The 21,488-nt window shown below is 61.4% G+C and carries 20 protein-coding genes; 11 read left to right on the top strand and 9 right to left on the bottom strand.

Features of this window, described 5'->3' with window-relative positions:
- Nucleotides 1-34: 34 nt before the first annotated feature.
- On the bottom strand, nucleotides 35-1,009 hold the full coding sequence (locus C4S68_RS15095; RefSeq protein ID WP_146072167.1) for a hypothetical protein: 975 nt from the start codon (nucleotides 1,007-1,009) through the stop codon (nucleotides 35-37).
- Nucleotides 1,010-1,225: 216 nt separating this feature from the next.
- Between C4S68_RS15095 and C4S68_RS15090 the strand changes: the two genes are divergently transcribed.
- The 3 genes from C4S68_RS15090 (at nucleotide 1,226) to C4S68_RS15080 (ending at nucleotide 3,589) form a co-directional block, all read left to right on the top strand.
- Complete coding sequence (locus C4S68_RS15090) at nucleotides 1,226-1,993, top strand: TIGR00266 family protein (protein WP_103933910.1); 768 nt, start codon at nucleotides 1,226-1,228, stop codon at nucleotides 1,991-1,993.
- Between the two features lie 248 nt (nucleotides 1,994-2,241).
- The gene (locus C4S68_RS15085) at nucleotides 2,242-2,583 is read left to right on the top strand and encodes a DUF4870 domain-containing protein (RefSeq protein ID WP_103933909.1); all 342 of its coding nucleotides are present in this window, start codon (nucleotides 2,242-2,244) and stop codon (nucleotides 2,581-2,583) included.
- A gap of 91 nt (nucleotides 2,584-2,674) precedes the next feature.
- On the top strand, nucleotides 2,675-3,589 hold the full coding sequence (locus C4S68_RS15080; RefSeq protein WP_103933908.1) for a dienelactone hydrolase family protein: 915 nt from the start codon (nucleotides 2,675-2,677) through the stop codon (nucleotides 3,587-3,589).
- 109 nt (nucleotides 3,590-3,698) lie between these two features.
- On the opposite strand, the gene C4S68_RS15075 is transcribed toward C4S68_RS15080, so the two are convergent.
- Nucleotides 3,699-4,835, bottom strand: a complete 1,137-nt coding sequence (locus C4S68_RS15075) for a sensor histidine kinase (protein WP_103933907.1) — start codon at nucleotides 4,833-4,835, stop codon at nucleotides 3,699-3,701.
- Nucleotides 4,836-5,018: 183 nt separating this feature from the next.
- Between C4S68_RS15075 and C4S68_RS15070 the strand changes: the two genes are divergently transcribed.
- Genes C4S68_RS15070 through C4S68_RS15060 form a run of 3 tightly spaced genes read left to right on the top strand, consistent with a single transcriptional unit; the run spans nucleotide 5,019 to nucleotide 8,543 of the window.
- Nucleotides 5,019-6,173: a Gfo/Idh/MocA family protein gene (locus C4S68_RS15070; protein ID WP_160115178.1), complete on the top strand. Its 1,155-nt coding sequence runs from the start codon at nucleotides 5,019-5,021 to the stop codon at nucleotides 6,171-6,173.
- The gene (locus tag C4S68_RS15065; protein WP_103933905.1) at nucleotides 6,170-7,195 is read left to right on the top strand and encodes an NAD-dependent epimerase/dehydratase family protein; all 1,026 of its coding nucleotides are present in this window, start codon (nucleotides 6,170-6,172) and stop codon (nucleotides 7,193-7,195) included. Before C4S68_RS15070 ends, C4S68_RS15065 begins: the two co-directional genes overlap by 4 nt.
- A 22-nt stretch (nucleotides 7,196-7,217) precedes the next feature.
- Nucleotides 7,218-8,543: an MGH1-like glycoside hydrolase domain-containing protein gene (locus C4S68_RS15060; protein ID WP_235011620.1), complete on the top strand. Its 1,326-nt coding sequence runs from the start codon at nucleotides 7,218-7,220 to the stop codon at nucleotides 8,541-8,543.
- A 69-nt stretch (nucleotides 8,544-8,612) separates the two neighbouring features.
- On the opposite strand, the gene C4S68_RS23240 is transcribed toward C4S68_RS15060, so the two are convergent.
- Nucleotides 8,613-8,765, bottom strand: coding sequence for a hypothetical protein (locus tag C4S68_RS23240; RefSeq protein WP_160115177.1), 153 nt, complete (start codon nucleotides 8,763-8,765; stop codon nucleotides 8,613-8,615).
- Between the two features lie 32 nt (nucleotides 8,766-8,797).
- On the opposite strand from C4S68_RS23240, the gene C4S68_RS15055 reads away from it, so the two are divergent.
- Nucleotides 8,798-9,049: a GlsB/YeaQ/YmgE family stress response membrane protein gene (locus tag C4S68_RS15055; protein WP_103933903.1), complete on the top strand. Its 252-nt coding sequence runs from the start codon at nucleotides 8,798-8,800 to the stop codon at nucleotides 9,047-9,049.
- 77 nt (nucleotides 9,050-9,126) lie between these two features.
- Here the strand turns inward: C4S68_RS15055 and C4S68_RS15050 are convergent, their stop codons facing one another.
- Nucleotides 9,127-10,881 (bottom strand): VWA domain-containing protein, encoded by a 1,755-nt coding sequence (locus C4S68_RS15050; protein ID WP_160115176.1) that lies wholly within the window; start codon nucleotides 10,879-10,881, stop codon nucleotides 9,127-9,129.
- A gap of 212 nt (nucleotides 10,882-11,093) precedes the next feature.
- Between C4S68_RS15050 and C4S68_RS15045 the strand changes: the two genes are divergently transcribed.
- On the top strand, nucleotides 11,094-12,203 hold the full coding sequence (locus C4S68_RS15045; RefSeq protein ID WP_146072166.1) for a YHYH protein: 1,110 nt from the start codon (nucleotides 11,094-11,096) through the stop codon (nucleotides 12,201-12,203).
- Between the two features lie 156 nt (nucleotides 12,204-12,359).
- Here C4S68_RS15045 and C4S68_RS15040 read toward each other — a convergent pair whose 3' ends face one another.
- On the bottom strand, nucleotides 12,360-13,589 hold the full coding sequence (locus tag C4S68_RS15040; RefSeq protein ID WP_103933900.1) for an RtcB family protein: 1,230 nt from the start codon (nucleotides 13,587-13,589) through the stop codon (nucleotides 12,360-12,362).
- Nucleotides 13,590-14,010: 421 nt separating this feature from the next.
- Here C4S68_RS15040 and C4S68_RS15035 point away from each other — a divergent pair, with 421 nt between their 5' ends.
- Both C4S68_RS15035 and C4S68_RS15030 read left to right on the top strand, forming a co-directional pair.
- Nucleotides 14,011-15,408: a glycosyltransferase family 87 protein gene (locus C4S68_RS15035; RefSeq protein WP_103933899.1), complete on the top strand. Its 1,398-nt coding sequence runs from the start codon at nucleotides 14,011-14,013 to the stop codon at nucleotides 15,406-15,408.
- A 61-nt stretch (nucleotides 15,409-15,469) separates the two neighbouring features.
- Nucleotides 15,470-16,636, top strand: coding sequence for an MFS transporter (locus C4S68_RS15030; protein ID WP_103933898.1), 1,167 nt, complete (start codon nucleotides 15,470-15,472; stop codon nucleotides 16,634-16,636).
- Nucleotides 16,637-16,818: 182 nt separating this feature from the next.
- Here C4S68_RS15030 and C4S68_RS15025 read toward each other — a convergent pair whose 3' ends face one another.
- Entirely contained in the window at nucleotides 16,819-17,544 is a 726-nt protein-coding gene (locus C4S68_RS15025) for a PEP-CTERM sorting domain-containing protein (protein WP_160115175.1), read from the bottom strand.
- A gap of 185 nt (nucleotides 17,545-17,729) precedes the next feature.
- Complete coding sequence (locus C4S68_RS15020) at nucleotides 17,730-19,049, bottom strand: hypothetical protein (RefSeq protein WP_146072165.1); 1,320 nt, start codon at nucleotides 19,047-19,049, stop codon at nucleotides 17,730-17,732.
- Nucleotides 19,050-19,352: 303 nt separating this feature from the next.
- On the opposite strand from C4S68_RS15020, the gene C4S68_RS15015 reads away from it, so the two are divergent.
- Entirely contained in the window at nucleotides 19,353-19,607 is a 255-nt protein-coding gene (locus tag C4S68_RS15015; RefSeq protein WP_146072164.1) for a hypothetical protein, read from the top strand.
- 84 nt (nucleotides 19,608-19,691) lie between these two features.
- Here C4S68_RS15015 and tsf read toward each other — a convergent pair whose 3' ends face one another.
- Nucleotides 19,692-20,357: a translation elongation factor Ts gene (tsf, locus tag C4S68_RS15010; RefSeq protein WP_103933894.1), complete on the bottom strand. Its 666-nt coding sequence runs from the start codon at nucleotides 20,355-20,357 to the stop codon at nucleotides 19,692-19,694.
- A 105-nt stretch (nucleotides 20,358-20,462) separates the two neighbouring features.
- Entirely contained in the window at nucleotides 20,463-21,404 is a 942-nt protein-coding gene (rpsB, locus tag C4S68_RS15005; protein ID WP_103933893.1) for a 30S ribosomal protein S2, read from the bottom strand.
- Between the last annotated feature and the right edge of the window lie 84 nt (nucleotides 21,405-21,488).

Below are 21,488 nucleotides of genomic sequence, written 5' to 3'. Positions count from 1 at the left end.
AGCACCTGGAACCGTCAAATTCATTAGTGGCTGACTACTTCTGACCTTCTAGAGTTCTAGGCAAAGACGACGAAGTCGTTGGGACGGTCGTCTGAGACGCCTTTCGCCTTGATGCCGTCAGGATGAGCCCATAAAGCTTCTTCAGGGTCCTATCGCCGTATTTGAGGCATCTTGCGAGCACCGCCGCGTCGAGAAACTTCTCAGTGGGGTAAAGCGCGTCATGAAGTATCTTGATCGTTCTTTGCGAGTGCCGTGGCGCTCCATCCTTTAGCCAAGCTTTTCTGATTGCTTCCTCGGCCAGAAGGTGTACCGAATAGGTTCCCTGCTTCCCCACGGAAAGAAAGAACGTATCGCGGCCAACATCCGTTGCCGATTCCGACATAAATTTGGCGGCATAAAGGTGATAGGCGCAAGCATCCATATCGGAATACCGGCAAAAGCCGTGGTGGTCTGCCGCAAAGCTCAGCGACGCGAGTGCTGCCGGCGCACCACTCCCGATCGCAGCGAATCCCATCGAATCGAAATCATGGGGAGGTTCGCCAGCAGATACGATCCGAATATGCGGCTTATTCTTAGTATCGAACCCGGCCACTAAAAATTGAAGACTTAGATTCTCTCGATCAATGCGGCTACAAATTTCGTAGAAAACCTGATCGGTAAAGCTCTTCCTTCCTTTATTTACAAACTGTTCAACAGTGAGACCGTATTTGCTGAGAACCTTCGCTTCGATCACACGGTTCTGGGTCTTACAGAGTTCTTCGTAGAGAATTTCTGCTGTCTCATCTGAATCTTTAATCGAGTCTTTGGCTATCCGCTTTCTAGCTCGCTGGATAGTCGGAGAAGCGAAGACGACATCGTTACCGGCTATTAAAACGATGTGTCCATTTCCCAAGTGCTCATGCTTGATTGCCCCTTTATCGGTAGAAAAGTCTCCGAATGCAGCCTTAGAGTCCGATACAACGCAGATTTGTTCTTCATGATTGGCAAACGATGCGATGCATACTGTCACTGTGATTGAACTCCCGAAACGCCAAGGACGTCTCTGTAGAAAGCGGTAGGGACCCACGACCCATGCAAGTCCCCTTTTCATTTTTTGTCAAAGCGGCGCAGCTGGCCGACCGCCCTCTTCTTGAAGCTCGCGATGGAACTCCCACCGCAGACCTGACGTAGCATGTTCCTGACGGCGCGCGGTCGCGGAAGACCTGCGCGTCAGGGAGCTGAACCCATGCAAAGCCGCATCGTTGGAACCACCATGCCCGTGCTCGAGCTTCTGCTGCAGCCCGGCGAGAGCGTCATCTCCGAGGCTGGTGAGTTGAGCTGGATGACCCAGACCATCGCAATGAACACCCACACCCAGCTCGGCGGTGGCGGAGGCTTCTTCGGCGCGATCAAGCGCATGGCTGGCGGCGGCACCCTCTTCATGACCGAGTACACCGCGCAGGGCTATCCCGGCGAGGTCGCCTTTGCGGCCAAGATCCCCGGCCACATCCTTCCCATCGAAGTTTCCCCCGGCCACGAGTTCATGATTCACCGCCATGGTTTTCTGTGCGGCACGCCGCAGATCCAGCTGGGCGTCGGCTTCCAGCAGTCGCTCGGCGCGGGCATCTTCGGCGGCGACGGCTTCCTGCTGCAGAAGGTCACCGGATACGGCACAGCCTGGCTCGAGCTTGGCGGCGAGATCGTCGTCCGCGACCTGCAGCCCGGCGAGACGCTGCGCGTACATCCCGGCCACGTGGGGGCATTCCAGTCCAGCGTGAACTTCCAGATCACCCGCATCCAGGGCATCCGCAACATGTTCTTCGGTGGCGACGGAATCTTCCTCGCTGCGCTCACCGGCCCGGGCCGCGTGTGGCTTCAGACTCTTCCGCTTGCGAACCTCGCGCATGCGCTGGAGCCTTACCTTCCGCACTCCAGCGGAGAGGGCACACGCAACGTCGGCACCGCCGCGGTGGTCGGCGGCATCGTCGGATCTCTGCTGGATCGCAACAGCTAACGGCAGCTACGGTTGGAGTCATCTGCATCTCGAGGGCGTCTGGTCTACATACCAGGCGCCTTTTTGCGTCGTGGCATGCCTGAAACTCCCAATTCGCTCGCCCGGAGTGTTTGCTCGCGGCTCCTGTCTTCCGACATGCCTGTCCGCTCACTTTTCGCTACCGCCGCCCTTCGGTCCGTGGTATCACCACTCTGTCTCAAAACCACCCTCGGCCCAGCAGTCAAAATTTGTATCGACGGAGCAATGCCATGGAGAACGAGACCGTTCAGGCCACCGGCCTCAGCGACAACGCTGCAGCTGCACTCGCCTACATTACGATCATTCCTGCGATCGTCTTCCTGCTCGTAGCCCCCTACAACACCAAGAGCTTCATCCGCTTCAATGCGTTTCAGTGCCTTGGCCTGGCCGTTTGCTGGATCGCGCTTTCGATCGTCCTTGTGATCCCATTTCTTGGCTGGATCGTCAGCGGCATCGGCTATATCGTGGCATTTGTCTTCTGGATTCTCTGCATCGTCAACGCCTCCAAGGGGACGACGTTCAAGATCCCTGTGATCGGCGACTTCGCAGCCCAGCTGGCCCAGCACTCTTAGCTTGCGACGCCGGCCGGTAAGCGGCCGGTCGTCGCGGCGCCATCCCGTCGCGTCTTCCGCTCTTTACCCTGCGTGACATACACTCTGCGCCATGACATTCCGTCCCCGTATTCTGCCGCTGACCGCACTCCTGCTTGCCACCGCCGCGCCCCTGTGCCACGCGCAGGACTGGGCGAAAGCCGCTCTGGCCAAGAGCCCGCGCCATGGCGAGTTCGTCACCATCAAAGAGCCCGGCGGACGTGCGCTCGAGGCCTGGGTCGTCTATCCCGAGATCAAGGACAAAGCTCCCGTCGTCGTCATGATCCACGAGATCTTCGGCATGTCAGACTGGGCGCGCGATATGGCCGATGAGCTCGCCGGTGCGGGCTACATCGTCGTCGAACCCGATCTGCTCAGCGGCTTCGGGCCGATGGCCGTCGCGGCTCCCATGGCCAGCATGCCTGGCATGTCCGCTGACGACCATTCGCACATGGCTCCGGCGAGTGGCGGCGCGGCCTACGCACCCGCCTCGCCCGGAGGCACCAGCGCCTTCCCGGACCAGGGATCGACCACACGCGCGGTCTCGTCGCTGCCTGATCCCCAGGTGCTCGCCGACCTCGACGCCGCAGCCGACTATGGCAAGAAGATCGCCGCATCCAACGGCAAGACCTACGTCGCCGGCTTTTGCTGGGGCGGCGGCAAGAGCTTCCTCTTCGCCACGCATCGCAAGGATTTGAGCGGTGCATTTGTCTTCTATGGCCCGCCGCCCGCGACGGAGCTGATGAAGAACATCGCGGCCCCCGTCTACGGCTTCTACGCCGGCAACGACGCCCGCATCAGCGCGACTGTACCCGCGACCGAAGAAGCGATGAAGGCCGACGGCAAGAAGTACGAGCCGAAGATCTACGATGGCGCCGGCCACGGTTTCATGCGCGCTGGAGAAGCTCCCGATGCCTCCGCCGCCAACACGGCGGCCCGGCAGGAGTCCTTCCGCCGCCTCGTGGATCTGCTCGGCGGCGTGCACTAAGACATCAACATCGGAATCCTCTGGACTTGAGTGGCCGTTCGCATCTCGCAGCGTTCCTCTGCAAATCGGGCGGTCGTTTCTCGTTTGGGGAATGCATCCCTTGGGGAACCTACTTCGCCGCGGCCGCCAGCCCGGGCATCCCGGCTTCGGATGCCTGCTGCGGAAAGACACGCGGCCACCAGAGGATGAAGCGGGTGCCCTTGCCCAGCGTGGACTCCACGCGGATCGTTCCACCGTGCCGTGTGACGATGTGTTTTACCGTCCAGAGGCCCATGCCGTTGCCCTTTTCGCCCTTGGTCGTAATGCCAAAGGTGAAGAGATTCGGCAGAATGCCCGGCTCAATCCCCGAGCCCTCGTCGGCGACCACGATCTCCACGCCATCACGCTCCCCGGTCAGCGTCACAGTCACGGCGCTGCCGTCCTTGGGCGTCGCCTCGCAGGCATTGCGGATGAGGTTCAGGAGCACCTGGCGCAGCTCGCCGGGAAGCGCTTCCACGGTGAGGTCTCCGTGGCCTTCGACCTCGAGTCGCAGATTCCGGCCAGCAAAGACGACGATCAGCAGCGCACGTACGCTCTCCGCAGCCGCCATCAGATCGGTCGCCTCCGGCGTATTCGAATGGCGGAAGAAAGCCAGCGAGGAGCGACTGATCTTCACGACGCGCTCAACCTCTGCTCCGGCAGTGCGGGCCAGTTCCGCGATCTCCGGCGTCGCGTCCTCGCTGTGGCTGATGAGGTACACCAGGTTCTGGATCGCCTCGAGAGGGTTGGAGATCTCGTGCGCCAGCACCGCGGACATCCGGCTCCAGTCGTCGAGCTTGCGGGCGGTCAGCAGGCTCTGCTCAAGCCGCACCCGCTCACTCTCACTCGAGACCAGCCGGGCGGCATAGTCATTGATGCTGAAGGTGATCTCGCCCCGCCGGCGCACCAGCATCACGGCCACATACGCAGAAAGCGCGGCCGTAACGATATTGGCGGTGGCGTCCAGCCAGAACCACGGCACCCAGGTGGTGACGACCTCCATCAGGTGCGTGGAGCCGCAGGCCACGATAAACAGCGCAAAGCCGACGACAAACCATGCCCAGTCCCGCGCGATCACACGCTTGGTGCGCCGCACCATGTGCAGCAGCGTCAGGCAGATGCCGGAGTAGCTCAGGAACGTGATCGCGTTGGTCACGACCATCGTCCAGATCAGCTGAGGATCAGCTCTCCAGCAGACCGCGTGCGGCATCAGTGAAGACGGAGCCATGCTGGGAGAATCCCTCACAGACTAAGAAGCAGAATGGCGCGTTCGGGTTGACCGCCCATTTGGAGAACATAACTTAACTGAAAGCTGTTCCATCGTCCAGCCGGACCACCCTCGATCCCCCCGATCATACCCGTTATGCGACAGGTAGTAGCCTGCGCAATGTGCTATAACTGGGCCTGTCCCGTGAGTATTTCGCCTTCCCTCCGTCCGGCTGCGGCCGATTTTGGCCCTGCGCTGCGCGTTGGCATCGTTGGTTGCGGCAAGATTGCCGACGCCCATGCTGAGGTGCTCACCTTTCTTCCCGGGGCCACCCTCGTAGCCGTCTGCGACCGTGAAGTGCTGCTCGCCGAGCAGTTGGCAAAGCGTTTCGCGGTGCCACGCTACTATACGGACGCCGCGGAGATGCTAGCCGCCGAGAAGCTCGACGTGGTGCACATCACTACGCCGCCCGCGGCCCACCTCCCACTCACGAAACAATGCGTCGAGGCCGGAGCGAACGTCTTCCTCGAAAAGCCGCTGACGCTCACCGCGCCCGAGTCCGTCGAGCTCATCCGCGCCGTGGAAGCCGCAGGCAAACGCCTCGCGATGAACTACTGGCCAAACTTCGAGCCCCAGATGATGGAGTTCAAGCAGCGTCTCGCAGCCGGCGAGTTCGGGGAGCCCGTCCACATCGAGGCCTCCATCGGCTACGACCTGGGTGGAGCGTATGGCCAGGCCCTCATGTCCGACCCCAACCACTGGGTCCATCGCATGCCGGGCAAGCTCTTCCAGAACATCATGGACCACATGTTCAACCGGATCGTCCCCTTCTTTCCTGACGGCGATCCCGAAGTCCAGGCCTTTGGCTTCAAGTACCGCACCGAGATCCGTAACGACTCCACGGACGCCCTGCTCGACCAGCTGCGCGTCGTCCTGCGCTCCGGCCGCCTGTCGGCTTACGCGACCCTCGCCAGCCAGGCCCAGCCCGTCGGCAACACGCTCAAACTTTATGGCACCAGGGCCACGGTTGAGGTCGACTTCAACCTGCGGACGGTCGTCACCACAGGCTCGCAGCGCTACCCCAGCTCGCTGGGCCGGTTGTTTCCACCCTTCCAGCAAGCGATGCAGTACCTCCGCCAGGGCCGTAAGAACGTTCGCGCCTTCCGCCAGCACCGCTTCCACTTCTTCGCCGGCATGACCGAGCTGCTGACCCAGTACTACGCGGCGATCCGCTCCGGCGGGCCGCTGCCCATCTCCTACGCCGAGATGCTCTCCACCGCCCGCATCATGGACGAGGTCAACGCGCAGGTCTACCCGCAGAACAACACCCCGAATGCGACCGACGGAGGTGCCGCGTGAAGATCCTCATCACCGGCGCCGGTGGCTTCCTCGGCAAGCGCATCGTGGAGCGCCTGCTCGCCCACGGCCAGACTGACCTCCGCTGCATGGTCCGCGACGTTGCCAAAGCTCAGGGCCTGCGCGACCTCGCCGCGCGGCACAACGTTGAGTTCGAGATCGTCTCCGTCAACATGCGGAATGCGGCAGAGATTCCAGCCGCAATCTCAGGCTGCGGGCTCATCATTCACGCAGCCGCCGCCCTCAAGGGCAGCCCGGCAGAGATGTTCATGGACTCCTGCGTGGCCAGCCGCAACCTGCTGGATGCCGTCGCGGCCATGCAGGCGACGAGCCCCGTGCGGGTCGTGCAGATCAGCTCGTTTGGCGCCATTGACGTCAACTCGCAGCCGCGCGGCGCACTCCTCGACGAGCGTGTCCCCATGGAGCCACATCCCGAGAAGCGCGACCTCTATAGCTACACCAAGCTGCGCCAGGAGCAGATCTTCTGGGAGTACCAGCAGCGCTTCCGCTTCGAGCTCGTGGTGCTGCGGCCCGGCGTCATCTATGGCCCCGGCGGCGGACGCTTCTCCAACCGCGTCGGCCTCGAGCTCTTCGGCCGCTTCATGCACCTGGGTGGAAGCAACCTGCTGCCGCTCACCTTCGTCGACAACTGCGCGGAGGCCATCGTCGTCGCTGCCCTGTCTCCACAGGCAGCAGGTCAGATCTACAACGTGGTCGACGACGACCTGCCCACCTCGCGCGAGTACCTCCAGCGCTTCTCGCAGCAGGTCCAGCCCATGCGCGCGGTCCCTGTACCCTTCTTCGTGCTCATGGCCGTGTCCCGCGCTGTGGAACGGTACTACCAGCGCAGCAAGGGGCAGCTCCCGGCTATCTTTACGCCGTACAAGACGATGGCCATGTGGGGCGGCAACCGCTTCACCAATGCCAAACTCAAGGCGATCGGCTGGAAGCAGCTGATCCCGACGAACGAAGGCATCGCCCGCAGCTTTGCGTGGTTCCGCGAGAACCCGGTCGCGAAGAAGTAGCCCTCTCGGTATCATCGGTGGCGTGAAGCCTTCAGCCTCTTCCATCCCCGCGACGCGGCTTACGCGCCGTCGCATGCTGCAGCTCAGCGCCCTGACCGGTGCAGCCGCAACGCTGCCCCCGGCAGCGTATGCCATCGCGGGAGACAGGGCCGACACCACGCGTGCCTCCGCGATCGCCGTACTCCTCGGCAACGTGCGCAAACTGCCCCAGTATGACGTGCCCATGCTCGTGGAAGGAGCGGTCTACCCCGGCGTCTGGATGGAGTGCGGCCCGCTCGAAGCCCTCGTCTACGCAAAGCTCGGCAGGATCATCCCGTCAACGGCCGGTCCGACGCCTCTCCAGGTCGCACGCGCCAATCACATGGCGTTCTTCAAGGTGCAGCATGAGGACGGACAGATTCCCTCCAGCATCAAGCTCTCCGGTGAGGTCGGCTTCGGCCAGATCCAGATGGTCGTCCCCATTGCGGCAACCGCCTGGGAGCTCGCAAAGATGAGCAAGGACGAGGAGCTCCTGACCACGGCCTACGCCGCCTGCGCCAGGTGGGATGCCTTCCTGCTGCGCTATCGCAACACCCGCGGCACCGGCCTCACCGAAGGCTTCTGCACCTACGACAGCGGCATGGACAACAGCCCGCGCTGGGCTGGCATTCCCAACCGCTGCCCCGACAACGACGCGCGTAAATCGCCACCCATCGCATCGATGCCACGCCTCTGCCCGGACCTCTCCGCGACGACCTACGGGGCTCGCATCGCTCTCGCGGCCATGGCGCGCGAACTCGGCAAAATGGACGATGCTGCCCGCTGGGAGGAGTCCGCCGAGCACATCCGCACGCTGATCCTCGACAAGCTATGGAGCGAGGAAGACGCTTGCTTCTTCGATCTCGATGCGCAGGGCAAGTTCGTCAAGGTGCGTTCCATCGTGAACGCCCGCGTACTGAGTGAGCACGTCCTCAAGCTGGAGCACCCGCGGGACCGTTCTATCTTTCAAGCCCTCTGGACCCGCCAGCTCGGCAACCCCGAAGCGTTCTGGACGAAGTTTCCCTTCCCGTCCTCCGCGCTCAATGAGCCAACCTTCGTCCGGCCAATTCCGCGCAATAGCTGGGGCGGAGCTTCGCAGGCGCTCACTGCGCTGCGCACCTCGCGCTGGATGGCCCACTACGGCAAGCAGAAGGAGCACGTCACGCTCATGCGCGCCTGGGTCGAGGCCATCGAGCGCTCCGGAGGATTCCGCCAGCAGATGGACCCGCTCACGGGCGACTTCACCATGATCGATCCCAGCGGCTACTCACCCGCCGCGCTGGTATATCTCGACTTCGTCCGGCAGCTCAATTCCCACACCAACGGATGATGTTACCCGGACCCGTTCTGAGGTAGCATCGCTGCAACGAATCGTCGCCATCGCAAGCCGCACTGGAAACTATCGGCACAAAGCATGGGTCTTCTGGAAGCTTCGGGAGATGATGAATCGCTGCGGCCACTCGAAATCAGCCGCACCTTGGATCGTCCCTGCATCACGGTAACCTTCAGCAATTCCCGGCAACGCCAATACCTGCTTCACGCTTTTCTGCATCCCATTTCCCTGCGAACACGAAAGAGGACAACATGCACGGCCTCATCTGGTGGATTCTCGTCGGCATCATCGCCGGCTGGCTGACTGGCAAGATCATGAAAGGATCCGGCTACGGATTCCTTGGCGACCTCGCAATCGGCATCCTTGGCGCCATCGCTGGCGGCAGCATCATGGAGCACCTCGGCTTCAATAACTCCGGCGGACTCATCTACACGATCCTCATCGCCACGCTGGGTGCGATCGTCCTCGTCTTCCTCTTCCGCCTCATCTTCGTCCGCCGCTAGCCCATTCGTCCGACAGAAGCCCAGCGGCAAACTCTGCACCTCCCCGGCTCGGGGAGGTGCAGCAAGTTCAGCGCGAATCACTGGGCCGGTGGCGGTGGGGTCGGCGAGGCCGCCGGAGCAGGATCACCCGGCTGAGCCGCCGGTGGCGCCGTCGTCTGTGGTGGAGTGTTCGCAGGCGTCGCGTTGACTGTGGGATTCTGTCCATCCGAGCTGACAGTCGTTCCGACAGTAAGCGGGAAATCTGCCGAACCCATGTGCCCGGTAGCCTCCACACGCACCACCATCCGGGCCCGAACGGCCTTGGGATCAGGCTCGAGCTTGTACGGAAAGCGCACCCCCGACTCATAGCGGCCCCGCGCTGGAGCAGTCATCGGGGCCTTGAACTCCATCCGCTTGCCTTCGGTCTTCAGCAGCTTGTTCTTCTTATCGAAGGTCGTCACCGTAACCAGCAGCCGTGTCGACCGCGGCTGGTCTGCCGTACCGAAGTACCAGGCGAGGCCCTTGGGCATCACCGTCACCATCCACTGGTGCACATCTTCGGGAGCGATCGCCAGGACGAACGGTACAGCGTCGTAGACCATGTTGCTCGCGCTCGCGCTGACCAGCTCCGTCGCCAGTTGGCGGCCGACGCGGCCATCCTGGGTCGGCCGCGCCGGGCCACCCTGCGGATAGTATCCCTGCCGCGTCACAAAGGTGACTCCCGGCCTGTCAACGACCACCTTGATCCGGCGGAACTTCTGCGGGTCGTAGGTATTGTTCGTCGGCCTGTAACTCATCGAGTACAAGCTCGCACCATCGCGGATGGCGGTTCCAATCATGGCGTCCACATCGTTGCGGCCGTGAATCGGGCGGCCACCCGTCGCCACCGACAGCGCTTCGAAGTTAGGTTCGCCCCCAAACGGCGAGAAGGTTCCCGCGAAGTTTCCGTAACTCCCGGGATCGATCTGCAACCCGGCCGGATCGATGGTGTACAGCGTCACGCGGGCATCGCGCAGCTGATTCACCGTGCGCTGCACCGCGTTGTGCACCTGGCGTTCGCCATCCACACCCGCGTTCTGCAGGTTGATGTTCGGAAAGCCACGCCCCAGCCAGATCATGTCCTTATGGCCCGGATGCCCGGAGCTGGCTTCGGCAACACGCATCAGCGTGATGAACGCGGTCGAGAAGCGTTCCGGCACCCAGCTGAAACTGTGCGACTGCCACGGGTTCGCCGCAAAGTGGTGGTCGAGCGCGGAGATGATCTGTTGCTTGTCCTGCGTGTAGTCGCGCAGCACCTGGAACTTGTCGATGCTCACCGCGATCAGCATCGTCGGCTCGTCAAGCTTGCCCGGCTGCTTCTCGAGCCACTTCTTCAGGCTGTAGCGCGCGAAGGCCATGTCCTCGAAGTGCGTGTTGAACTCGTCCAGCAGAACGATGTTCACCGGAGCTTCCGGAGCCAGGCGATCCAGATCCGCCGTGGACTCAATGTCCACATTGGCGGGCGGCATCGTGCGGCCCGGAACCTCGAACCTTCGGATCGTCTGGGGGGCGTCGTCCTCCGTGATCTTGAAATCGTCCGCCTTCAGGTCGAGAACCGGATTCCCCTTCGCATCGAGCGCCACGCCATCGAGCACGACCACCGTCGAGTACGTACGAATCGTGTTCGCCGCGCTCTGCGGCGTCACCTGCCCCGGCTGCGAAGGCGTCATGCCTCCACCTTGCTGAGGAGGAACCGGCGATGCCGGAGACCCACTGGGAGCTCCGCTCATGGGCGCAGACTGGCTCTGCGCCCACGCCGGGCTCACACCCATCACCGAAAGACACACCAAGGACGACCACAGGAGATTCTGCATAGAAGACTCTTTTCCCGTCCTAACCCGGAATCTAAGGAAATGACTTGCCACGATGCATAAGTGTTTCAGCTTTTCAGAGAGAATCCCGCAAATCTTCAGACGCATGTAAACCGTTTTGTCATGAGCGGCGTCCATTGCATCGGTCGACGTCGCGCAACGCAGGCCGTCATGGTCGGGCCCAGATGCTCACTCAGCTCCTCCAGGTCGGTCCCATGAACACTCCTCGTCTCGCCGCTTGCCTCGTTCTCCCGCTGTCGCTTCTCCCCCTGGGAAGCTGTAGCTCGGCCGTCACTGCCGCCAGCAGCACAACCTCCACCGGCAATTCCACCACATCGACCACCAACACCTACGCGGCCGCCTATCAGGCTGTGACGTGGGCCTCGGGAGTGACCGTCGCCTTCACCTCGAACTGCAGCATGACCGTCACCAGCAGCGGCATTCCGCCGTTCCACAACACGTACTATCTCACGCCCGCCACGGGCAGCCAGACCGTCGTCGCGACCACTGCCTCTGGGATTCAGCTCGCCGTTGCAGCCTACGCGACCTCAGGTATCTCCACGGTGAACAAGGTCTCCGCGACCTTCAATATCTGCCCAACGAAGGCCACATCCACCACGGCCACGAGTAACGGCCCCATCGGGATCATGACCTCGGGCGAAGCCATCTTCGATCCTTACGAGGCCACAGGAGTGGTCGCGATGGCAGACAACGCGTCTTACACCTTCACCTCCGGTGGTGTGAGTTACACAGCGTCCTTCATCGACCAGTGCAACTCGCACGCTGCCGGAGGCATGGGCGCTAACTCCGGTTCGACCTGGCACTATCACGCCGTCCCCACCTGCTGGACGACCACCGTGGACGGAGCGACCGGCCCGTCGCACATCATCGGCATCGCGCTCGATGGCTTCCCCATCTATGGCGGCCGCGACGTGAACGGCAGCATCGTCGATCCCACCACGCTCGATGCCTGCAATGGCATCACCAGCGCGACGCCCGAGTTCCCTTCAGGCGCGTACCACTACGTTCTGCCCATCACCTCAAGCGGGGCCGCGATCACCACAAAGCAGTCGTCGCTGACCTGCTACGCAGGCACCGTGAACTCCACTGTGGTTGCGACAATGAAGAAGTTCGGCTGTAACATGCCCTTTCTCCTGGCCGACGGTAACGCCCGCCTGCCCGATGGGCGCGAAGTAACTCGGGCCGAAGCCGCCGCATGGCTAACCGACATGAAGAAGCAGATGGCCGGTATGCAGATGGCCACCGATAAGATGATGCCGGACGATATGCCGCACCACAATGCGATGCACCATTCGAGCGAGTGATTCCTGTTATGTACGAGTTACTGAAGCTATGAGTACTCGAAGCCCGAAACTCGAAGCCCGAAACTCGATCACATTTTTCATTGGTTCAAGACAGCGACATGGCCGTCCGGAGGACTTCCGGACGGCCATGTCGCATTGTTGAGGAAGCGCACAAGATCAATCCTTGTAGGGATCGAACTCGTTCGCTCCGGCCATCGCCACGCCCACCGGGGTGAGCGTGTGCAGCACGCGGATGGTTCCCGCATGTGACGCCAGTACCTCGTTCAGGCGCTTGTAGCAGTGCGGCGACTCATCCAGCCCGCCACCCTTCAGCACCACGTTCGAGCGGGTCATCCACTCGTGCATCATCTCCGGCTTTACGAGGCCCTCGCGCTTGCAAGCTCCGGTCTTGCGATCGTAGACGCCCGCAGCCTGCTTGCGGCCCATGACTCGGCCAGCACCGTGCACGGTCGAGTACAACGAAGCACGCTGCGACGCAGCCACGATGCGGCCCTCCTCAGTGCTCTCATCCGGCGCTACGCCTTCGAGAATCACCGACTGCTCGCCCATCGTTCCGCCGACGAAGCCACGCTGCCCCGGAAATGCAGGCGTCGCCCCCTTGCGGCACACCCACAGCTTGCGACCCTCGTGCTCTTCGAGCCACGCGAAGTTGTGGTGGTTATGCACCTCCTCCATCACCGGCGCACCGAGCAAGCGAGCTACGCGCTCGCACACCCAGTCGCGGCCCGCATACGCGTACGCTCCGCCCAGCTGCATCGCAGCGATGTACTGCGCGCCGAGATCGCTCTCGACATCGAGGAAGACAGGATCGACCATCATCCCATCCTTCGCTCCCGCAGCCTTGAGGAACCACGTCGCAATGCCATGGCCGAGACCACGCGAACCGAAGTGCACACCGACCCACACGCGATCCTGTTCATCGGTGAAGAGATCGACATAGTGGTTGCCAGAACCGATGGTGCCAAGCTGCGCTTCCGCCTTGCGCTTCAGCGGCTTCGCAGCTTCCGTGTTCCAGCCATCATGCGCGTTACCCATGCTCTCGTCATATGCGAAGAGCTTGTGCTCGACGCGCTCCGCGTTCTTCCGGCCGACACCGAAGCTTAGCGTACGGAAGATCTCTTCCATCAGGCGATGGATATTCGCGCGCAGCTCGCCGCCCGGCATATCGAGACGCACCGCCTTGTTACCGCACGCGATATCGAAGCCTACTGCGGTGGGCGAGATGCGCGACTCGCTCGCGATCACGCCGCCGATGGGCACGCCGTAACCAAGGTGGCCGTCGGCCATCAGGGCGAAGCGGTCCGCATGACGCGCACACATACGCGCCTGCTCCAGCGTGTTGGCCTCGTGTTCTCCGAATACAGGTATTTCGTCAATCATCTTCATTGCTATGTAATTCCTTTCTGGCTGGACGGTTGGTTGAAACCGTATCCGGCCGGGTTGGGTTGCAAGCTTCGCGCAAATCGCGTTGCAGGCAAATAGAAAAGCCCAGGCTGTCGCCCAGGCTCGTGAGGTATCACTCGGAATCGTGCTAAGTCGTTACTTAGGACGCCTCCCGCGTTGCCGAATCCCACGATCGGGAAGAGGTATGCAGCGCGCGCGGATACCGCGGCACAAACAATTTCGCGATTTGGAATGTATCTAGGCGCATCGCTTCCTCATGCCGTCGCAGGGCTCAAAGCCTCGCGTTCAGCTCCACGAGCATAACCCAGGGAGATACAAAGTTCCAAGAAGATTCTGGCCTCGGAGGAATAGCGGCGACGCACCGTACTGTCCAGCTCCCGCGCCATGAGGCATAATATTTCGCATGAATCCAGAGGCTTTGAATGCCCCCGGGACCGCAGAAAACTCACCGCCGGCCGGAACTTCCATCACGTCCGGCGAGGGACCTCGCGGGCAGACACGCGGCAGGAATCTCTTCCTGACAGTACTGCTCCTGCTGGGCTTCATCTGTATCTGCAGCTATCTCTCCTGGAATAGTGGGTTCTCCGATCTTGCGCCGGAGTACCTTGCGGCTCGATTCCTCGCCACTGGCCGAGCGGACCACTTGTACGTACTCGACCCGGGCCAGTTCAACGTCACCGATCCTGTGTGGCTCTCGGAGTGGCATCGGTTAGGCTACGCGTATTCGCCGGCGCCATTCGTTCAGACACCGCTGCTCGCGTGGGCCCTGGAGCCAGTCTGCACGCGGCACAGTTATCTCTGGTTAGCTCATGTGGTTACGGTACTCTCGCTGGTGGCCTCCGCGGCCATTCTTTGGATGATTGCCTCCCGGTGGGCGCCACGATTCCTGGCTCCCGGCCCAATGCTGCTGGCCTGCATCCTCCTCGCCAGTTGGGATCCGTTTCGCTATTCTCTGAAGCTTGGCCAGACGCACATTGTGGTCGCCTGCATGGCCCTGGCCGCACTACTGCTCGTGGATGCAAACTACGCGCCGATCCGGCCCGCCTGGAGGAATGCCCTACCTGCAGGGCTTTTACTCTCCATCGCGACGGTTATCAAGATCACCCCGGGATTTCTCCTCCTCTATTGGCTTGCGAGGAGACAATGGCGTGCTGCCTCTTGCTTTGTCGCGTGCTTGCTGATGCTGTGGGGCGCGACCCTGCTGCTCGTCGGGCATCCCGTAACACGAGAGTTCGTCCAGACAGTGCGCACGATATCGAACACCGTCTTTGTCTCTTACAACAACCAGTCACTCGCAGCGTGGTGGATGGGACCTCACTATCCCCAGGAGGAACTGCTGCGGTGGCGGATGTTGCCTTTGCCTGTGTGGCTGAAGCAACTCTCCACTGGCCTGATGGCTGCAGCCTGCCTGATCGGCGGGTTCATGGACTTCCGGTCGAAGCCCTCCTGCAATCCAACCTCTTACGGAGCAGCGTTAGCCATTGCAGCCTCCACGGTCTTTGCTCCACTCTCCTGGTCACACTATGGCGCGCTGCTCGTGATCCCGTGTTTGATCATGGCCGATTCCGCCTTCTCGCCGAAGATCTCCACTCGACTGCGACTGTGGCTGGCTGCGGTGATCGTTGTCGTCGAGGTGCTCAACGTGCGCGTCTGGGCGGCCCTGGGACCGCACCCCTTCCATATCGGCGGCTTCACGCCGCGTATTGTGCGGACACAGTTCTATTGCTGGATCCTTGCGATCGTCATGATGGGAGTGCTGTACCTCCACAGCCGGCCAGGAGCATCGAAGCTGGACTCGTGATCGGCGCCATCGCCTCCCAAAGATCGTGCAGGCGTCCACCATCTCCGCGATACTGGAGAGTATGCGCAAACCGATCCTGGCGCTGACGGCTGCGGCCTTTGGCATTGGCACCACCGAGTTCATCATCATGGGGCTGCTGCCGCAGCTGGCCTCGGACTTCCACGTGAGCATACCGCGGGCGGGGCTGCTGGTGTCGGGGTATGCGCTGAGCGTCACGATGGGATCGCCTGTGGTCGCGCTGGCGCTGAGCCACATGGATCGCAAGCGTGCGTTGCTGATCCTGCTGGGGCTGTTCATCGTGGGCAACACGTTGTGCGGGCTCGCGCCGAGCTTTGGCTTGCTGCTCGCGGCTCGCATCCTTACGGCGCTGGCGCATGGATCGTTCTTCGGCATTGGCTCGGTGCTGGCGACGCAACTTGTTCCGAAGAACGAGCGCGCGCAGGCGATCGCGCTGATGTTTACAGGACTTACGGTGGCGAATATTCTTGGCGTTCCTGCGGGTACCGCGCTGGGGCTGGCGTTTGGTTGGCGCGCGAGCTTCTTTGCGCTGGCGCCGATTGGGCTGATTGCGGCGGTGCTGCTGGTGAAGTGGGTGCCGCATCAGAAGCCGGAGCCGCTGCACCTGATGACCGAGCTTCGCAGTGTCCTTACAGCTCCCGTGCAGCTGGTGCTGGCGATGAGCACGGTCAGCTCGGTCTCGATGTTTTGCGTGCTGACTTACATTGCTCCGATGCTGGAGGAGGTGACGCACCTGTCTCCGCATACCGTGACGTGGGTCTTGGTCCTGTTCGGGCTTGGCATCACGATCGGCAACACGCTCGGCGGCTGGCTCTCGGACTGGAAGCAGCTGCCGTCGGTGCTGGGCGGGTTCGCGATGCTGGCGGTGTGCTTCGCGGCGATGCCGTTCGCGATGGGCAGGGCGATTCCGGCGGTGATCGCGGTGTTCGTGTGGGGGCTGGTGCACTTCGCTGCGGCGGGCCCGTTCCAGCCACGCATCGTGGAGAAGGCCCACAGCGCGAACCTGGCCAGCACGCTGAACCAGAGCGCGTTCAACTTTGGCAACGCGCTGGGCGCAAGCCTCGGCGGGCTGGCGCTGACCAGGGGGCTGGGCTATGCGCAGCTGCCGTGGCTCAGCGCGGGGCTGGCGTGCGTGGTGATCGTGCTGGCGCTGGCGGCGCGGCGGCTGGACGGGGTGCTCCCCTCCCCCCGGGTATCGCCAAAATATTGATCCGATAGGGGTTCGTGAGTGGTATCTCCCCGCCGCTTTGTGCGCACCGTAGGCAGGGCGAGATACCTCCTATTTCCATTGTAGTTAGTGGGGAGGGAAGATACGCCAGGTTCCCGCGAGAAAGTCTGCGGCGCTTCCCATCAGGGATGGAGGAAGAGCCGGCTGCCTGATGGGTGCAGGCCTTACGGCACGACGGAAGTCGTGCCCTTCCGCCCTTGCACATCGATCAAGAGTTTTCCCGAAGCATCCTGCGGAATGCGGCGGCGGCGCGAGACGCCGAAGAAACCGAGGATTGCGGCTCCGCCGGTGGCTAGGAGCGCTAGCGATGAGGGTTCCGGGGTCGCGGCGACGAAGGTAGTTTCTAGCGTGCAGCCGCTGCAGACGGGATCGAGCTGCGTGGCGCCGCTATAGGTGCCGTAGTAGGCTCCGGTCGCGACGGGGCCGAACTGCGGGCCGTTGATGTCGTCGTAGAACTGCATCCCGTTATAGACGGGGCCATCGGTGGGCAGCGCGCCTCCGAAGGAGGTCTGCGCCCAGAAGGAATCGAGCTCGGTGAAGGTGTAGGCGTAGTAGTCGGTCTGGTTCGGGGTTACAACGTCCTGCGCTGTCCACTGCACCTCAATCTCGGTCCAGGTGGCGTTGTCGCCGACGCCGCTGTAGTTGTCGAAGGAGTAGGTCACGTCGCCGGTGGGGTTGCCGCTGGGCGTTGCGGAGAGGGTCGTGCCGTTGGGGTTGCCGAGGTCGGGGGTGTGGACCAGCGTGAAGCTCGCACCGTTGGGCAGGCCGAAGACGTAGGTGTAGGTCCCGTTGGCTCCGCCGATGGTGTCGGCGTGCGCGGAGGTGGACGCGAGGCCGGGCGAGAGGGCCACGGCAGAGAGAAGCAATAGACGTCCGATGGGGTTTCTCATGAGTTTCTCCTGGGAATGCTTCCAAAACCTTCGCGGCGGCGTGCTCTTGCAGATTGGCGCGCAAGGGTGGCTGCTTAGATCGCGTGAAACGCGGGGAGAATGACTCATGGGAAGGTGAGATTTGTGAGAGGAGGTAATGGAACAACTGGGCATGGGCCACCCGGTGTACGCCCCTCCCTACGGTCTCATTTCCGAACGACGTGAAGGATCGACTCGGAATTCATCACAGTCATCTTTCTTGGGGCGGCCCCCTTTTCGGTTAGGTCTTGGTCAGCCAAAACGCGAATCAGGGTCTGGAAGTCCGATTTAGTTCGAATTTCGACCGGCAGTAGCCGGTCGAGTTCGCTTCCGTCTAGCAAGCACTTCATCACGTGGTCTACCGCCACTCCATTTCCGGCGACCACCGTACAGTCTTTGGTTGAGCTTCTTGAGACGACTACATACTTCACAAGATGCTCCGATTGCGTTCGGAGTGGCAGGTGGTGCTCGGGGAAAAGCATCTTGGCATCAGTGTCGTCTTCAAATGGGGCAGACGGCACGTCTCCATAGATTAGCGACCACGTCGAAGGCATTCGCCGGTAGACGAAGCTGCACGGCCTATAGTCTCCATCTTGTGAGGTCCTGATTGGGCGATCTTGCAGGAGCTGCTGGAGGAGTGTGGTATTCACTGCGGGGCTCAACAAAAAGAGCCGATGGTAGTTCGTAACCTCAGGCAAGCTATGGTATGTGGCCTTGTCATGGACTCGCGACGCTCTTGAGCCGTAGCCCACACTTGAGAGATACTCCGCAATCCTGACGTAAGCCTCAAATAGAGGCGCGGCGACGAACGAGGGTCCTTCCGCTAGATCCTTCTTAAGTATCTGAGGCTTTCCTATCTTCCGCCGTGCACTTTCATCTACTCCAGCCGACAGTTCTACGATTCTTTCAATCTGGTCGGCTCCAAGGTCGGTCTTCGTATCGCGTATCAGCGCTCCAGTTTGCTTGTGCCGGACAAATATGGGAGATGAACAAACTACTTCTAGATACTGTCGCTCTTTGCTAAGCGGCCAGAACAGTTCGACGTCGTCTGCTTCCGGAGCAAACGATGACGTAGCGATTATCAGTCGCAAATGGTCGCTTGTCGGCTCCTCAAGGCGCAGAGCGTAAATGTCGCCAAAGTTGAGGTGGCCGTAGCAACACAGCACCGCCCTCAGATTCGAGGCCATCTGCTGGAACGGCTTCCGATTGTCGCGATCCTTCCCGCTCCCCTCACCACGCTTGACCTCATCGACCAGTTTGAAGTCCCTAATTCCATACACCTTTGGAAGGGAAGGGTTCTCAATGTAGTTATCGAAGAGGATTCCCAATATCTGTCTCTGCCGCTGAGGGAAATCATCCGGAACGGCCTTAGAGATGCTCCTCGTGTTCTCAGTTGTTTCCTTTTGAGCCGCGCTTGTGTTTCCGCGTGCGTCTCTCGGAATTCGGAGCTTGCCAGCCTCTACATCGCACTTGAGGGCGGCGCGCACTTCTTTAGTGAATTCCCATTCAACTATTTGAGCGCGAAGCTCTTGGATGTCACTCTTTCGAACTCTCCGAAGCATCTTGAGAATCTCTCACATCTATTTCTTTTCCTCAATAGAGAAAGGAACGCTCCCAAACGAATCGAGGCCGGCTCTTCTCAGTTCACAGCCTCGGAAAAGGCTCCGTCGATGGTCGGTGTGTCGAATCTTTTCGGGAGATGAGGAAGAAACTATGCATCTTTGCTCCCAGATGCGAGCCTCGGAATCGTGGTCGAGCAGAATCAACTGAAGATCACAGGAGGCGTCATCATGAAGAATCCGAGGCTTGCCGACTCACTCATGCCGATCCTTGCAACGGTAGAATTTGCGGTCGCGGGCCGCTTCACCGGACCTGCCGCTTGGTTCCTTACGAGCTATGCGACAGCCAGCATGATCAGCTATTTCACAATGCGCCATCGCCTGAAGAGCTTCACCGCTTACCACTGCTTGATCAGTATCGCGGTAGGCGTGAACATTGCGCTCCTCGTCACGAGTGGTGTCTATATCGTGCCCAAGCTCCTTTAGGAGACTTCGACTATTCGGAGGAGGCAAACACGAAAAGCCCGGCCAATGGCCCGGGCTTCGTGTTTCTGCTGATGATGGAGGTTGTTACTCGGCAGCTTCGGTCGGGGCTACTACCTTCGCGGCGGCTACGGTGAAGTTGGGGTCGCCTACCTTGAAACGGGCGAAGCGCTTTACGGAGATGTTCTCGCCCATCTTGGCGATCTTCTGGGCGATGAGCTGCTGGATGGTGAGGGACTGTTCCTTGATGAAGGGCTGCTCGAGCAGGCAGACTTCCTCGTAGAACTTGCTCATCTTGCCTTCGAGCATCTTCTCGATGATGTTGGCGGGCTTGCCGGAGGCAGCAGCCTGCGCGCGGTAGATCTCCTTTTCCTTCTCGATGTCCTCGGGCGTGACTTCGTCCTTGCCGACGAAGCGGGGATCAACCGCGGCGATGTGCATCGCGATGTCCTTGAGGAGGGTCTGGAAGTCGTCGGTGCGGGCTACGAAGTCGGACTCGCAGTTGAGTTCGAGCATGACGCCGATCTTGCCGCCGGCGTGGATGTAGGTTCCGACTGCGCCCTCGTTGGTGGTGCGGCTTGCCTTCTTGGCAGCCGAGGCCATGCCGCGCTTGCGCAGCACGACGAAGGCGTTTTCCATATCGCCCCTGGCTTCTTCGAGGGCCTTCTTGCAGTCGCCCATGGGAGCGCCGGACTTCTCACGGAGTTCCTTGACCTGGGCAGCGCTGATCTTCACGGTTTCAGTGGTGGACATAGTTCCATTCTTTCTCGCCTGTGTGTGAGGCGCGTGAAAAGGGGCGCGGAGCTGGAGCAGAAGAGCTCTGGCGCCGCGCCCCCGAAGTAGATCAAACGGTGTGGCTTACGCGGAGATGACCTGCTCGAGGTCATTGGCGGTGGGCTCTTCGAGAGCTTCGATGGCAACGGGAGCCTTGCGGATTCCGCCGCCAAGGACTGCGTTGAGGTCGATGTTCTCTTCCGGAATGTCCTCGGTGGAAGCCTCGGCGATGCCGGCCGACTCGTGAACCTCGGCGACGGTCTCATCCTCGTCCACCAGCATGTGCGCAGGCAGACCGGCGGGGGTGACGTCGGCGAACTCCTCGGTGAAGGCCTTGTCCGAGATCATCTGCGTTCCCTCGAAGGCCGCGTCGGCGATCTTGGTGGTGAAGAGGCGGATGGCGCGGAGGGCGTCGTCGTTACCGGGGATGACGTAGTCGACCACGGTGGGATCGCAGTTGGTGTCGACCACAGCGACGACCGGGATACCGAGCTTGCGGGCCTCGGAGACGGCGATGGCTTCGTTGTTGGAGTCAACGACGAAGATGGCGTCCGGCAGGCGGCGCATGTTCTTGATGCCCGAGAGGGAGGTCGAGAGAGCCTTGCGCTCGCGCTCGAGCTTGATGACTTCCTTCTTGGTGAGGAGCTCGTACCGGCCGTCGACTGCCATCTCGTCGAGCTCCGCGAGGCGCTTGACGGACTTCTGGCAGGTGACCCAGTTGGTGAGCAGGCCGCCGAGCCAGCGGGAGTTGATGTAGGGCATACCCGCACGCTTGGCCTCTTCGGCGACGGCATCCTGCGCCTGGCGCTTGGTGCCGACGAAGAGGATGACCTTGCCCGAGGAGGTGAGGTCGGTGACGTACTTGGAAGCTTCCTTGAACATCTTCAAGGTCTTCTGGAGGTCGATGATGTAAATGCCGTTGCGCTCGCCGAAGATGTATTCCTTCATCTTGGGGTTCCAGCGCTTGGTCTGATGCCCGAAGTGTACGCCTGCTTCGAGCAGCTCCTTCATTGTGATGCTGGCCATGATGGCTCCTGTCTGGGCATCGCTGTCTGTGTTCCCGGCCGGCGTCAGAAAGGATGACGGCCTCGGCGACAGACGATTGATCCC

It is taken from the genome of Bryocella elongata, from assembly GCF_900108185.1.
GTDB lineage: Bacteria > Acidobacteriota > Terriglobia > Terriglobales > Acidobacteriaceae > Granulicella > Granulicella elongata.
This window is presented reverse-complemented; position numbering and strand designations above follow the sequence as displayed.